The organism is Kitasatospora sp. HUAS MG31 (genome assembly GCF_040571325.1).
GTDB classification, from domain to species: domain Bacteria; phylum Actinomycetota; class Actinomycetes; order Streptomycetales; family Streptomycetaceae; genus Kitasatospora; species Kitasatospora camelliae.
In genome coordinates, this window is record NZ_CP159872.1 from 5103160 (window position 1) to 5118285 (window position 15126).

The window sequence follows — 15126 nt, forward strand, 5'->3', positions numbered from 1 at the left end:
CTTGTCCGGGCCCCGGCCCGACGGGCATGGTCGGCAGCAGGAGCACTGGCCGGAACCCGGCAGTGGCGGACACGAGGCGAGGACGTCATGGACCTGAGCAGCTTCGACGCGGGAGCGCAGTACCTCGCGGGACGGCTCACCGGAGGCACCGGCAGCGAGACCTTCACCGTGGTCAACCCGGCGGACGGCAGCACCGTCCGGGAGGTCGTCCTGGCCTCCGCCGAGGACGTGGACACCGCCGTCGCCGCCGCCCGGGCCGCACTCCCCGCGTGGTCCGCCGCCACCCCCGGCACCCGGGCCGAGGCGCTCAACCGGCTCGCCGCCGTGCTCGCCGAGCGCGCCCAGGACTTCGCCCGGGTGGAGACCGCGCAGACCGGCAAGCCGATCAAGCTCACCACCGAGTTCGACGTCCCCGGCACCATCGACAACGCCTCCTTCTTCGCCGGTGCCGCCCGCAACCTGGAGGGCAAGGCCGCCGGCGAGTACACGGGCGACCACACCTCCTACGTCCGCCGCGAGGCCGTCGGCGTGGTCGGCTCCATCGCCCCCTGGAACTACCCGCTGCAGATGGCCGCCTGGAAGGTCCTCCCGGCCGTCGCCGCCGGCAACACCATCGTCCTCAAGCCCGCCGAACTCACCCCGCTCACCGCGCTGATGTTCGCCCAGGCCTGCACCGACGCGGGCATCCCCGACGGCGTGGTCAACGTGGTCACCGGCTCCGGCCGACTCGCCGGCGAGCGCCTGGTCTCCCACCCCGACGTCGCCATGGTCTCCTTCACCGGCTCCACCGCCGTCGGCCGGCGGGTCGCCGAACTCGCCACCGCCACCGTCAAGCGCACCCACCTGGAACTCGGCGGCAAGGCCCCCTTCGTGGTCTTCGACGACGCCGACCTCGAAGCCGCCGTGCACGGCGCCGTCGCCGCCTCGCTGATCAACACCGGCCAGGACTGCACCGCCGCCACCCGCGCCTACGTCCAGCGCCCGCTCTACCGGGCCTTCGTCGACGGCGTCGCCGAGCTCTACCGCGCCATCCGCCTCGGCGACCCGCTCGACCCGCAGACCGACCTCGGCCCGCTGGTCTCCTACACCCACCGCGACCGCGTCGCCGGCTTCGTCGAGCGCGCCCGCTCCTACGCCACCGTGGTCACCGGCGGCACCCCCGGGACCAAGGGCCACGACGGCACCGACCTCACCCTCGGCGCCTACTACCAGCCCACCCTGATCACCGGCGCCGCCCAGGACAGCGAGGTCGTCCAGAGCGAGATCTTCGGCCCGGTCCTGGTCGTCCTCCCCTTCGACGAGGACGAGGAGGGGCTGCGCCTCGCCAACGACACCCCGTACGGCCTCGCCGCCTCCGCCTGGACCACCAACGTCCACCGCTCGCTGCGCGCCACCCGGGAGATCGCCGCCGGCTGTGTCTGGGTCAACGACCACATCCCGATCATCAGCGAGCTGCCGCACGGCGGGTACAAGGCCTCCGGCTACGGCAAGGACATGTCGCAGTACTCCCTGGACGAGTACACCCAGATCAAGCACGTCATGTACGACACCACCGCCGTCGCCCGGAAGGACTGGCACCGCACGATCTTCGGCGACCGGGGCTGAGCTTCGACCGGGGCTGACCTTCGACCGGGACCGATCGGTCCCGATCGGGACTGTTCCGGGGCCGACGGGTTCGCGGCCCCGCGCCGCACGAATGCCGCGCGAATCGCGCACGAATCACGCACGAATGCCGCGCGAGTGCTGTAAGAACGCGCCGGCTCCGCGCTCTCCCCGGTGACGGCGGGCACCCCGCCCGCCGTCACCGAGAGGACGAGGACCAGCCGTGGAGCACACCCGCACCCCCGATCCGCTGACCTGGCTGACCCAGGCCGCCCCCGACCCGCAGGCCTGCCGCCGCAGCTGGGAGCGCACCGGACTGGGCGTCGCCCTGCTCCCCGCCGGCCGGCGCTGGGACGTCCTGTACGTACGCGCCCGCCTCGGCCGTCCGGCCCTGGACGTCCTCTCCGCGTTCACCACCCGGCCGGCGGGGCCGGGACCGGTCTTCGCCGACGGAACAGGGGCCGGGCACGACCGGAGCGGGCGGTCCGCCGACCTCGGCTTCCTGGTGCCCGCCGGCACCGCCCAGGAGTGGATCGCCAGCGGCGTCCGCGCCGCCGCGGCCGGCAGCTGGATCGCCCTTCCGCACCCCACTCGCCGCGCCGGCGCCTGCCACTGGCTCCAACCACCCGACGGCACCGGACAGTTGGTGGACCCGGGACTGTTCGAACTCGCCCTCCACGACGCCGCCGCCCGGCTGCTGGCCCGCGGCTGAGCGGCTGCCGACCCGGCCTCCCCGCCGCATCCGGTACGGCCCGGCGCCACATCCGGTGCGGCCCGGCGCCGGGGGACGGCCACGGACGACGCGGCGCACCGCACCCGACGCCCTCCGACCCGCCAGACTGGTGGCATGACCGCAAGCGTCCTCGCCGAAGCCCACGTGCGTCTGCTGGAGACCGTCCAGCCGTTCTGCCTGCGCCACGCGCTCGCCCTGGCCGGCCCCGACGCCCTGCGCGCCCACGGCATCCCGTCCGTCCCCGGCGGGGGGCTCGTCCTGGTCGCCGCCGAGGGCCCGCCGCTCGCCGACATCGCCGCCGGCCTCGCCGAGACCCTGCGCACCGCCGGCCACTCCGTCCGCGAGGAGGCCGGCACCGGCCGCCGGGTCCAGCTCACCGGCGCTCCGTTCCCGATCGAGCTGCGCAAGGAACCGCTGCGCCACCCGGCCCGACTGCTCGGCGAGGCGCCCGTCCCGGTGGCCGCCCTGGAGGACGCGGCCGGCCTCGCGCTGATCGCCCTGTGCGACCGAGGCCTGCCGGTCGACCTGGCCGCCGTCCACGCCCTCACCTCCCGCTACCGGGAGGGCGAACTCATCGCGTTCGCAGCCGTGTTGGACGAGGAGTTCCAGACCGCCCAGCTCGCCGACCGGCTGGAGTCGGCCGCCGCGCTGGCCGGACCCGGGTGGGGCGAGGACCTTCCGCGCTGGGCCCAGACCTGGGCCCAGGACCTCCGGCTCGACCTGCTGGAGACCACCGAGCTCGCCGACGGCCTGCACGACCCGTACCTGGAGGACGCCGAGGACCAGGACGCCGAGGACGCCGACGACACCGGGGACACCGGGGACACCGGGGACACCGGGGACACCGGGGGTGCCGAAGGGGCCGACCGGGCTGGTCGGGCCGACGCCGCCGGGCGCGGGGCCGGCTCACCGGGCTCCGACGACCTGTAAGGGTGACCCGCGGATACCCGTCACGCTGCTCGTTGAGACCGGCCTCCCGGGTCCGCAGACTTGAGGTGAGCGCGGGAGACCCCGCGATCCCGCCGCCCGGCCGACCGCACGACACCGCGGTCCGGCAGCTCCCTCGGACGGCGTCGCACAGGGTACCGGCGGCCTGCGCCGTACGGGACAGGAGGCAGAGACCTTGAGCAGCAAGCACGTCATGCACTGGATCGACGGCGCCCCCGTGGCCACCGCCGGCGCCGCCCCGCGCCGCGGCGACATCTTCGACCCCGCCACCGGCCAGGTCGCCGGCCAGGTGGACTTCGCCGAGATCGCCGAGGTCGACCAGGCCGTGGCAGCGGCCGCCGCCGCGTTCGGCGAGTGGCGGCACGCCTCGATCGCCAAGCGCACCCAGGTCCTCTTCGCGTTCCGCGAGCTGTTCAACGCCCGCAAGGACGAGCTGGCCGCGATCATCGTCTCCGAGCACGGCAAGGTCCACTCGGACGCGCTCGGCGAGCTGGCCCGCGGCCAGGAGGTCGTGGAGTACGCCTGCGGCATCCCGCAACTCATCAAGGGCGGCTTCACCGAGCAGGCGTCCACCGGCATCGACGTCTACTCGATCCGCCAGCCGCTCGGCCCCGTTGCCGTCATCTCGCCGTTCAACTTCCCGGCCATGGTGCCGATGTGGTTCTTCCCGATCGCCATCGCGGCCGGCAACACGGTCGTCCTGAAGCCCTCGGAGAAGGACCCGTCCGCCGCCAACTTCCTCGCCGAGCTGTGGAAGGAGGCCGGCCTCCCCGACGGCGTCTTCAACGTGGTGCACGGTGACAAGGTCGCCGTCGACCGCCTGCTGGAGCACCCCGACATCAAGTCCGTCAGCTTCGTCGGCTCCACCCCGATCGCCCGGTACGTCTACGAGACCGGCACCCGCTACGGCAAGCGCGTCCAGGCCCTCGGCGGCGCCAAGAACCACATGCTGGTCCTGCCCGACGCCGACCTGGACCTCAGCGCCGACGCCGCGGTCAACGCCGGCTTCGGCGCGGCCGGCGAGCGCTGCATGGCCGTCTCCGTCCTGGTCGCCGTGGACCCGATCGGCGACGAGCTGGTCGACAAGATCAAGCAGCGGATGGCCGCCCTCAAGGTCGGCCCCGGCTGCAACGGGGACTCCGAGATGGGCCCGCTGGTCACCGGCCAGCACCGCGACAAGGTCACCTCCTACGTCGAGTCCGGTGTCGCCGACGGCGCCGAGCTGACCGTGGACGGCCGCAAGCACCCGGTCTCCGCCGAGGACGCCACCGGCGCCCCCACCACGGACGGCTTCTGGCTCGGCCCGACCCTGTTCGACCACGTCAAGCCCGGCATGTCCGTCTACAACGACGAGATCTTCGGCCCGGTGCTCTCCGTCGTCCGCGTCTCCTCCTACGAGGAGGGCCTGGCCCTCATCAACGACAACCCGTACGGCAACGGCACCGCGATCTTCACCAACGACGGCGGCGCCGCCCGGCGCTTCCAGAACGAGGTCGAGGTCGGCATGGTCGGTATCAACGTGCCGATCCCGGTCCCCGTCGCCTACTACTCCTTCGGCGGCTGGAAGGCCTCGCTCTTCGGCGACACCCACGCCTACGGCCCCGACGGCGTCCAGTTCTTCACCCGCGGCAAGGCCGTGACCCAGCGCTGGCTGGACCCGTCCCACGGCGGGATCAACCTGGGCTTCCCGACCCACAGCTGATCCAGCCCCCCTTCGCTCCACCACCCGCTGCGCGGGCCGGACCGCTCCCCCCGCGGTCCGGCCCGCGCAGCGTCGTTCCCGCGTCCGGCCGGCAGCCCCGCGTGCCGTTTGCACCGGACCGAGGATCGGCGTAGTGTTCACTAGTCGCTCGGCAGGGAGCACCGGACACGCGTCTGCGCGGACGGTCCCGGAGCGGCCAATCCCTTGAAACACCACTTCCCGGTCCGGGCTGGGTCGCGCTTTGTCGCGCCCCTGTGCGAATTCGGCGTGCGCGTTTATATGGATTGCGGCCGGATTCGCTTTTCGGAGCGGGGATCGGCTAGAGTTTGAAACGTCGGACGGGCCGTCAAGGCGCAGAAGACGAAAGCGAGTCGGGAAAGAGCACGAGCTCGGATCTGATAAGCTGGAAACACGAAAGAACGAAGCGCCCGGAGGGCCCGCTGGAAGGCGGTCCGAAGGAAGCGTCCGTTCCTTGAGAACTCAACAGCGTGCCAAAAGTCAACGCCAGATATGTTGACATCCCCGGCGAGGCCGTCATGGTCTTGTTGGAGATTCCTTTTGAAATAACACTAGCGAGGACGCAGTGCGCGGGATCACCTTATTCCGGTGGTTGCCGTGCCGCTCTTCCGCGAGTGGGATACCCGATCACGGGTTGACATTCACGGAGAGTTTGATCCTGGCTCAGGACGAACGCTGGCGGCGTGCTTAACACATGCAAGTCGAACGGTGAAGCCCTTCGGGGTGGATCAGTGGCGAACGGGTGAGTAACACGTGGGAAATCTGCCCTGCACTCTGGGACAAGCCTTGGAAACGAGGTCTAATACCGGATATGACCTGCTCCTGCATGGGGGTGGGTGGAAAGCTCCGGCGGTGCAGGATGATCCCGCGGCCTATCAGCTTGTTGGTGGGGTAACGGCCCACCAAGGCGACGACGGGTAGCCGGCCTGAGAGGGCGACCGGCCACACTGGGACTGAGACACGGCCCAGACTCCTACGGGAGGCAGCAGTGGGGAATATTGCACAATGGGCGAAAGCCTGATGCAGCGACGCCGCGTGAGGGATGACGGCCTTCGGGTTGTAAACCTCTTTCAGCAGGGAAGAAGCGCAAGTGACGGTACCTGCAGAAGAAGCACCGGCTAACTACGTGCCAGCAGCCGCGGTAATACGTAGGGTGCGAGCGTTGTCCGGAATTATTGGGCGTAAAGAGCTCGTAGGCGGCCTGTCGCGTCGGATGTGAAAGCCCGGGGCTTAACCCCGGGTCTGCATTCGATACGGGCAGGCTAGAGTGTGGTAGGGGAGATCGGAATTCCTGGTGTAGCGGTGAAATGCGCAGATATCAGGAGGAACACCGGTGGCGAAGGCGGATCTCTGGGCCATTACTGACGCTGAGGAGCGAAAGCGTGGGGAGCGAACAGGATTAGATACCCTGGTAGTCCACGCCGTAAACGTTGGGAACTAGGTGTTGGCGACATTCCACGTCGTCGGTGCCGCAGCTAACGCATTAAGTTCCCCGCCTGGGGAGTACGGCCGCAAGGCTAAAACTCAAAGGAATTGACGGGGGCCCGCACAAGCAGCGGAGCATGTGGCTTAATTCGACGCAACGCGAAGAACCTTACCAAGGCTTGACATACGCCGGAAACGTCCAGAGATGGGCGCCCCCTTGTGGTCGGTGTACAGGTGGTGCATGGTTGTCGTCAGCTCGTGTCGTGAGATGTTGGGTTAAGTCCCGCAACGAGCGCAACCCTTGTTCTGTGTTGCCAGCATGCCTTTCGGGGTGATGGGGACTCACAGGAGACTGCCGGGGTCAACTCGGAGGAAGGTGGGGACGACGTCAAATCATCATGCCCCTTATGTCTTGGGCTGCACACGTGCTACAATGGTCGGTACAAAGGGCTGCGATGCCGCGAGGCGGAGCGAATCCCAAAAAGCCGGCCTCAGTTCGGATTGGGGTCTGCAACTCGACCCCATGAAGTTGGAGTTGCTAGTAATCGCAGATCAGCATGCTGCGGTGAATACGTTCCCGGGCCTTGTACACACCGCCCGTCACGTCACGAAAGTCGGTAACACCCGAAGCCGGTGGCCTAACCCTTGGGAGGGAGCCGTCGAAGGTGGGACCAGCGATTGGGACGAAGTCGTAACAAGGTAGCCGTACCGGAAGGTGCGGCTGGATCACCTCCTTTCTAAGGAGCACATGGCCGACTGCGAGCGAATGTCTCGCACGGTTGCTCATGGGTGGAACGTTGACTATTCGGCACACTGGTATGGGGTCTGTTAGTACTGCTTCGGCGTGGAACACAGGACGACCGCTGGTGTGTCGGGCACGCTGTTGGGTCCTGAAGGAACGGCCATCAAGGTTGTTGCTTCAGAGTTGCCGGCCTCATGCGAGGCATCCCGGTTCGGGGTGTTGAGTTTGGGTGTCTGGTCGTTGTTTGAGAACTGCACAGTGGACGCGAGCATCTGTGGCCAAGTTTTTAAGGGCGCACGGTGGATGCCTTGGCACCAGGAACCGATGAAGGACGTGGGAGGCCGCGATAGGCCCCGGGGAGCTGTCAACCGAGCTTTGATCCGGGGGTGTCCGAATGGGGAAACCCGGCAGTCGTCATGGGCTGTCACCCGCTGCTGAACACATAGGCAGTGTGGAGGGAACGCGGGGAAGTGAAACATCTCAGTACCCGCAGGAAGAGAAAACAACCGTGATTCCGGGAGTAGTGGCGAGCGAAACCGGATGAGGCTAAACCCAAGTGGTGTGAGACCCGGCAGGGGTTGCCGCTTGGGGGTCGTGGGAATGAGCTTGATCGGTCTGCCGGCCGGTCGGCGAGTCAGAAACCGTTGGTGTAGTCGAAGGACATGCGAAAGGTCCGGCGTAGAGGGTAAGACCCCCGTAGACGAAACATCAGCGGCTTGCTTGCTCATCTCCCAAGTAGCACGGGGCCCGAGAAATCCCGTGTGAATCTGGCGGGACCACCCGCTAAGCCTAAATATTCCCTGGTGACCGATAGCGGATAGTACCGTGAGGGAATGGTGAAAAGTACCGCGGGAGCGGAGTGAAATAGTACCTGAAACCGTGTGCCTACAAGCCGTGGGGGCAGTCTTCGGACTGTGACTGCGTGCCTTTTGAAGAATGAGCCTGCGAGTTTGCGGTGTGTAGCGAGGTTAACCCGTGTGGGGTAGCCGTAGCGAAAGCGAGTCCGAATAGGGCGATTGAGTTGCACGCCCAAGACCCGAAGCGGAGTGATCTAGCCATGGGCAGGTTGAAGCGCGGGTAAGACCGTGTGGAGGACCGAACCCACCAGGGTTGAAAACCTGGGGGATGACCTGTGGTTAGGGGTGAAAGGCCAATCAAACTCCGTGATAGCTGGTTCTCCCCGAAATGCATTTAGGTGCAGCGTCGTGTGTTTCTTGCCGGAGGTAGAGCACTGGATAGGCGATGGGCCTCACCGGGTTACTGACCTTAGCCAAACTCCGAATGCCGGTAAGTGAGAGCACGGCAGTGAGACTGTGGGGGATAAGCTCCATGGTCGAGAGGGAAACAGCCCAGAACACCGACTAAGGTCCCTAAGCGTGTGCTAAGTGGGAAAGGATGTGGAGTCGCAGAGACAACCAGGAGGTTGGCTTAGAAGCAGCCACCCTTGAAAGAGTGCGTAATAGCTCACTGGTCAAGTGATTCCGCGCCGACAATGTAGCGGGGCTCAAGTACACCACCGAAGTCGTGTCATTCACACGTGTAGGCCCAACGGCTGTGTGGATGGGTAGGGGAGCGTCGTGTGCCGGGTGAAGCAGCCGAGGAATCGAGTTGTGGACGGTTCACGAGTGAGAATGCAGGCATGAGTAGCGATACAAGAGTGGGAAACTCTTGCGCCGATTGACCAAGGGTTCCTGGGTCAAGCTGATCTGCCCAGGGTAAGTCGGGACCTAAGGCGAGGCCGACAGGCGTAGTCGATGGACAACGGGTTGATATTCCCGTACCCGCTTTGAAGCGCCAACGTTGAACCCTCTGATGCTAAGGCCGTGAAGCCGCCCCGGAGCCTTCGGGCAATGGGGAGTGGTGGAGCCGCTGAACCAAGGTGGTAGTAGGTGAGCGATGGGGTGACGCAGGAAGGTAGTCCAGCCCGGGCGGTGGTAGTCCCGGGGTAAGGGTGTAGGCCGAGTGATAGGCAAATCCGTCACTCATTGAGGCTGAGACCTGATGCCGAGCCGATTGTGGTGAAGTGGATGATCCTATGCTGTCGAGAAAAGCCTCTAGCGAGTTTCATGGCGGCCCGTACCCTAAACCGACTCAGGTGGTCAGGTAGAGAATACCGAGGCGTTCGGGTGAACTGTGGTTAAGGAACTCGGCAAAATGCCCCCGTAACTTCGGGAGAAGGGGGGCCATTCCTGGTGACGAGTCTTGCACTCCGAGCTGGGGGTGGCCGCAGAGACCAGCGAGAAGCGACTGTTTACTAAAAACACAGGTCCGTGCGAAGCCGTAAGGCGATGTATACGGACTGACGCCTGCCCGGTGCTGGAACGTTAAGGGGACCGGTTAGTCTAGTTTCGGCTAGGGCGAAGCTGAGAACTTAAGCGCCAGTAAACGGCGGTGGTAACTATAACCATCCTAAGGTAGCGAAATTCCTTGTCGGGTAAGTTCCGACCTGCACGAATGGCGTAACGACTTCTCGACTGTCTCAACCACAGGCCCGGTGAAATTGCATTACGAGTAAAGATGCTCGTTTCGCGCAGCAGGACGGAAAGACCCCGGGACCTTTACTATAGCTTGATATTGGTGTTCGGTTCGGCTTGTGTAGGATAGGTGGGAGACTTTGAAGCAGCAACGCCAGTTGTTGTGGAGTCGACGTTGAAATACCACTCTGGTCGTGCTGGATGTCTAACCTGGGTCCGTGATCCGGATCAGGGACAGTGTCTGGTGGGTAGTTTAACTGGGGCGGTTGCCTCCCAAAGGGTAACGGAGGCGCCCAAAGGTTCCCTCAGCCTGGTTGGCAATCAGGTGTTGAGTGTAAGTGCACAAGGGAGCTTGACTGTGAGACTGACGGGTCGAGCAGGTACGAAAGTAGGGACTAGTGATCCGGCGGTGGCTTGTGGAAGCGCCGTCGCTCAACGGATAAAAGGTACCCCGGGGATAACAGGCTGATCTTCCCCAAGAGTCCATATCGACGGGATGGTTTGGCACCTCGATGTCGGCTCGTCGCATCCTGGGGCTGGAGTAGGTCCCAAGGGTTGGGCTGTTCGCCCATTAAAGCGGTACGCGAGCTGGGTTTAGAACGTCGTGAGACAGTTCGGTCCCTATCCGCTGTGCGCGTAGGAGTGTTGAGAAGGGCTGTCCCTAGTACGAGAGGACCGGGACGGACGAACCTCTGGTGTGCCAGTTGTCCTGCCAAGGGCATGGCTGGTTGGCTACGTTCGGGAGGGATAACCGCTGAAAGCATCTAAGCGGGAAGCCTGCTTCGAGATGAGCACTCCCACCTCCTTGAGAGGGTAAGGCTCCCAGTAGACGACTGGGTTGATAGGCCGGATATGGAAGCCCTGTGAGGGGTGGAGTTGACCGGTACTAATAGGCCGAGGGCTTGTCCTCAGTTGCTCGCGTCCACTGTGTTGGTTCTGAAACCACGACCCGTCTTGCCGGCGGATAGTTTCATAGTGTTTCGGTGGTCATAGCGTGAGGGAAACGCCCGGTTACATTCCGAACCCGGAAGCTAAGCCTCACAGCGCCGATGGTACTGCAGGGGGGACCCTGTGGGAGAGTAGGACGCCGCCGAACAATCATTCAGGGAAGGGCCCCGCATTCGTGCGGGGCCCTTTTCGCATTTCCGGACCCGGAACGGACTGAGAACGGACAGAGAAAGGGCCGAGAACGGACCGAGAGGAACCGAACAGCCGGGAAACCGGGAGCGTTCCGCGACGGGCGGGTACGGACCGTGTACCGGCCGTGCGCGGGGCGAGGTGCCAGGCGAGATGGGCGCGCGATCCGGGACGGCAGTGGGTACTCTGCGCCAATGCAGAACCTGACGCTGACCTGGCAGACCTCGGCGGTCGCCTCCGTCGTGCTGTACGGCTCGGCGTTCGCGGTCAGCCGGTCCGGGCGGCGCCCGGTGGTGCGGGCCGCGCTGCGGGAGGCGGGCACGCTGCTGGCGCTGTTCAGCCTGTGGCAGGTGGTCGGGCACCTGTCGGTGATGAGTGCCGATCACGCCCTCGACCGGGCGGAGTGGATCCACCGGACCGAGCTGAGGCTGGGGCTGCCCGACGAGGCGTCCTGGCAGCGGGCGGCGGAGCCGTATCCGTGGCTGGTCCAGGGGGCCAACTACTACTACGCGACCATGCACTTCGGTGTGATGCTGGCGCTGCTGCTGTGGCTGTTCGTCCGGCACCGGGCGCGGTACGCGTGGGTGCGGACGACCGTGGTGCTGACGACCCTGGCCTGTCTGTTGATCCAGTTCATCCCGGTCGCGCCGCCGCGGATGCTTCCGGACAGCGGATTCGTGGACGTGGCCGCGCAGTACGGGCAGTCGGTGTACGGCGGTGCGGTGGCCGGGGTGGTCGCGGACCAGCTGTCGGCGATGCCGTCGGTCCACGTGGCCTGGTGCGTCATCGTCGCGGTCGCGGTCATCAAGGTCGCGCGGGGGCGGTGGCGCTGGCTGGCGCTGGCCCATCCGGTGCTGACCGTGTGGGTCGTGGTGGTCACCGCCAACCACTTCTGGGCGGACGGGCTGGTCGCGGTCGGGCTGCTGCTGGTGGTGTACCTGGTGCAGTACGCGGCCTCCGGCTGGCGGCAGGCGGACCTGGCGGTACCGGAGACGAAGCGTTCCCAGGAGCAGGGGGCCGCCCCCGAGGAGGCCCCCGGTCCGTCGCCGTCCCCGGCGCACGCCGAGGCGGTGGCCGAGCCCGCCTTCCGCCCCCAGCAGCCCCGCGCCGTCGCCGGGGCGACCCGGATGAGCAAGGCGCTGGAGGTGCCGGAGGGCAGCCGGAGCGGTCCCCCTGGCAGGCCCGCGGGCTAACGGGCGGGCGAACGAGCGGGCTGACGAGCCGATGCACGAGCCGGGTGGCCGGTACGGTCCGGCGCGAGCAGGCGGTCGGCCAGGTCCGTCCGGTAGTAGAGGACCGAGGCGCCGGCGCGGCGGCGGGTGGCCAGACGGGCGTCCAGCAGCACCTTCAGGTGGTCGCCGACGGTGCCCAGCGCCAGTCCGGTGAGGGCCGCGAGCTGGCTGGTGCTCTTCGGTGGATCGAGGCGGGCCAGCAGGTCGGCCCGGGTCCGGCCGAGCAGCCTGGCGACGGCCTCGGGCGCCCCTTCCCCGGCAGGGCCGCCCTGCGCGGACCCGGGAACGGGAACGGACCCGGGAACGGGAACGGTCGCGTGGCCGGGGGCGGTCGCGTGGCCGGCGTCCGCCAGCTGCCCGCCGGCGGTGTAGACGATGGCGTAGCGCTCGGGCAGGTCCCAGCAGACCCAGCCGCGGCGGGCGCTGGTGGGAATGAAGACCAGCTCGGCGCCGGAGAGGTCGCGGGGCGGCCGCTGGTGGTCGTTGATCCGCAGGCGGCCGTCGCCGAGCCACTCCAGGGGCTCGCACAGCTCCCGGACGGTGGCCGCCCAGCCGTCCTGGCCGAGGCGGTGGATCCGGCTGACGATGTCGGCCTGGTGGATCCGCCGTCGGCGCGGCCAGTCGGACCGGACGGTGTGCTCCCAGACCCATTCCACGAGGTCCGCGACCCGGTCGGCCGGGTCGGGGACGTCGAGGGCGCAGGGGAGCGGGCCGCCCCAGGTGGTCTCCAGATCGGCGCGGGCGGTGTCGACGGGGACGGCCCGCTGGCGGGCGAGCTCGTCGGCGAAGCGGTGGTCCTGCCGGCGCGGTGGGGGGCAGACGAAGTCGGGCGTCCAGCGGGACTCGGCGGCGGCGCGGAGCCAGCAGCGGTTGAACGGGTCCTCGGCCAGCCGGGCGCGGAAGGCCGGCAGGTGGGTGGCCAGCCAGGGCCGCTGCCACGGCTCGCATCGCTCCGAGGAGAGGGTGGTCAGGGCGGCGACGGTCTCGGCCAGCGCGGAGACGGTGAACCGGCTGCCGGCGAGCACGTCCGCGTCGATCAGCCACACGCCCACGTCAGCCCGCCCCCGCCCCGGCCCGGGCCGCCCGTCCGTCACACCCCGGGTCGCCCGCATGTTTCGTCTCCGGACGAAACAGTACGGGAGTGGTGTTCCGGCGTTCCACCCTGTGCGGCATGCGAAGTTACCAAGAGCTCTTCCGGGTCCCGGAGTTCGCCGCCCTGTTCGTCTCGGGCTCGCTCAACGTCGCGGCGGGGACGGTGTCCGGGCTGGCGCTGGCCACCCTGGTCTTCGACCGGACGGGTTCGCCCCTGCTGGCGGCGGTGAGCATGTTCGGCGCCTCGTTCGCGCAGGTGATCGGTGCGGCCCTGCTGCTGTCGGCGGCGGACCGGCTGCCGCCGCGGCGGACGATGGCGGCCCTCGGCCCGCTGTACGCGGCGGCCGCGCTGGCGCTGGCCTGGCCGGGCCTGCCGGTCCCGCTGACGCTGGCCGTGCTGGTGCTGACCGGATTGGCCAACTCGGTGGGCGGCGCGGTCCGGTGGGGGCTGATCAGCGAGATCGTTCCGGCCGAGGGGTTCGTCCTGGCCCGCTCGGTGCTGAACATCAGCGCGGGCACGGTGCAGATCCTCGGGAACGGCTGCGGGGTGCTGCTGCTGGGGACGGTGTCGCCGCGGGGTGCCCTGGTGCTCGCGGCGGGGCTGTACCTGGCCGGGGCGCTGGTGGTGCGGTGCGGGCTGTCGCGGCGGCCGGCCCGGGTGGCCGGCCGGCCCTCGGTCCGGGAGACCTGGCGGGTCAACCGGGTGCTGCTGGCGGATCCCGCGGTGCGTTGCGTCTACCTGGCGCTGTGGGTGCCGAACGGCCTGGTGGTGGGCGTGGAGGCGCTGTTCGTGCCGTACGCGGGCGGCTCGGCCGGGGTGCTGTTCATGGCCGGTGCCGGCGGCATGCTGGCCGGGGACGTGCTGATGGGGAGGTTCGTGCCGGCCCGGTACCGGGCGGGGCTGCTGACGCCGGTCCGGCTGCTGCTGGCCGTGCCGATGCTGCTGTTCTGGTTCCGGCCGGGGACCGTGACGGGTGCGGCGCTGGTGGCGGTGGCGACGGTCGGGTTCAGCGCCGGCCTGCTGCTGCAGGAGCGGCTGCGGGCGCTGGTGCCGGTGGAACTGCACGGTCAGGCGCTCGGGCTGCACGGCTCGGGGATGCTGGCGATGCAGGCGGTCGGGGCGACCCTGGCGGGCGCGCTCGCCGAGTACCTGCCGACGGGATCGGCGATGGCGGTGATGGCGGCGGCCTCCACGGCGGTGACGCTGGCGCTGGCACCGGGACTGCGCCGCCCGGTGCCCCGGCCGCGCCCCGAGGTACGGGCCGCCGCCGCAGCCCGACGGTAGCCCCCCGCCGGCCGTTCCGGACGGCCCGGAGGGCCGGGCCCCGTGGGGGTGAGGCCCGGCCCTCCGGTGGTGCGGGGGTCACTTGACCGGCAGCGCCACCCGGCCCCAGCGGCCGTCGGTCAGCGAGGCGGTGGCCCAGTACCAGGCGGCGAGGCCGGAGGCCGCGGCCACCCAGCCGGCGAGCTTGCCCAGGCCGCTGCTGTCGTTGAAGGTGGCGACGGCGCTGAGCAGCAGCGAGACCGTCAGCAGGCCGTACACGGCGCGGCTGAGCAGGCCGCCGCCCCAGCCGGCCGCCGTCAGGGTGAGCGCCAGCAGCGCCCACAGCAGCAGGAACACACCGGCGGTGTTCTTGCTCCCGGCCTCCGCGGCCGACCAGGTCGCCCAGAAGGCGCCCAGGCTGGTGAAGGCGGTGGCGCTGAAGCGGTCGCCGCCGCGGAACTGCCAGAGTCCGGCCAGGAAGAGGGTGAGCCCACCGACCAGGTGGGCGAGCGAGGCGGCGCCGCCGCTGCTGGTGCCGCTGAGCACACCGGTGCCGAGCAGGCCGTAGGCGAGGAGGGTCAGGCCGAGTGCCAGGTATCCGAGGGGACCCGCGTCGGCTCCTGCGGGTCGGGCGTTCGCCCCGGAAGCATCGTTGCTCACCGGAGGCTCCTTTCGCTCTGCGCCAGGGCATGGCGCGTTCACGGCGGTGAAGGTGGTGGCGCGCGGCCGGGCGCGGGCGCACGGAAGAGGCGTGCGG

At 68.3% G+C, this 15126-nt stretch carries 8 protein-coding genes and 3 rRNA genes; 9 read left to right on the forward strand and 2 right to left on the reverse strand.

The features are described from left to right. Window positions 1-87 precede the first annotated feature (87 nt). The 8 genes from ABWK59_RS23050 (at window position 88) to ABWK59_RS23085 (ending at window position 11974) form a co-directional block, all read left to right on the forward strand. Complete coding sequence (locus ABWK59_RS23050; RefSeq protein ID WP_354642503.1) at window positions 88-1605, forward strand: gamma-aminobutyraldehyde dehydrogenase; 1518 nt, start codon at window positions 88-90, stop codon at window positions 1603-1605. Between the two features lie 220 nt (window positions 1606-1825). Beyond that, window positions 1826-2314, forward strand: coding sequence for a hypothetical protein (locus ABWK59_RS23055; RefSeq protein ID WP_354642504.1), 489 nt, complete (start codon window positions 1826-1828; stop codon window positions 2312-2314). 135 nt (window positions 2315-2449) lie between these two features. Then, the gene (locus ABWK59_RS23060) at window positions 2450-3265 is read left to right on the forward strand and encodes a hypothetical protein (protein WP_354642505.1); all 816 of its coding nucleotides are present in this window, start codon (window positions 2450-2452) and stop codon (window positions 3263-3265) included. A 211-nt stretch (window positions 3266-3476) separates the two neighbouring features. Further along, window positions 3477-4985, forward strand: coding sequence for a CoA-acylating methylmalonate-semialdehyde dehydrogenase (locus ABWK59_RS23065; RefSeq protein WP_354645072.1), 1509 nt, complete (start codon window positions 3477-3479; stop codon window positions 4983-4985). Between the two features lie 658 nt (window positions 4986-5643). Further along, a 16S ribosomal RNA gene (locus ABWK59_RS23070) occupies window positions 5644-7165 on the forward strand. Window positions 7166-7446: 281 nt separating this feature from the next. Further along, a 23S ribosomal RNA gene (locus tag ABWK59_RS23075) occupies window positions 7447-10554 on the forward strand. Window positions 10555-10623: 69 nt separating this feature from the next. Next, window positions 10624-10740: ribosomal RNA gene (gene rrf / locus ABWK59_RS23080) — 5S ribosomal RNA — on the forward strand. Together the 16S, 23S and 5S rRNA genes form the textbook arrangement of a ribosomal RNA operon. Before the next feature lie 235 nt (window positions 10741-10975). Further along, complete coding sequence (locus ABWK59_RS23085) at window positions 10976-11974, forward strand: phosphatase PAP2 family protein (RefSeq protein ID WP_354642506.1); 999 nt, start codon at window positions 10976-10978, stop codon at window positions 11972-11974. On the opposite strand, the gene ABWK59_RS23090 is transcribed toward ABWK59_RS23085, so the two are convergent. Next, on the reverse strand, window positions 11971-13065 hold the full coding sequence (locus tag ABWK59_RS23090) for a winged helix-turn-helix domain-containing protein (protein ID WP_354642507.1): 1095 nt from the start codon (window positions 13063-13065) through the stop codon (window positions 11971-11973). The two genes, ABWK59_RS23085 and ABWK59_RS23090, sit on opposite strands and share 4 nt — an antisense overlap. A gap of 119 nt (window positions 13066-13184) precedes the next feature. On the opposite strand from ABWK59_RS23090, the gene ABWK59_RS23095 reads away from it, so the two are divergent. Further along, entirely contained in the window at window positions 13185-14390 is a 1206-nt protein-coding gene (locus ABWK59_RS23095; RefSeq protein WP_354642508.1) for an MFS transporter, read from the forward strand. A gap of 78 nt (window positions 14391-14468) precedes the next feature. Here ABWK59_RS23095 and ABWK59_RS23100 read toward each other — a convergent pair whose 3' ends face one another. Beyond that, entirely contained in the window at window positions 14469-15029 is a 561-nt protein-coding gene (locus tag ABWK59_RS23100; RefSeq protein ID WP_354642509.1) for an acetate uptake transporter, read from the reverse strand. Window positions 15030-15126: the final 97 nt, after the last annotated feature.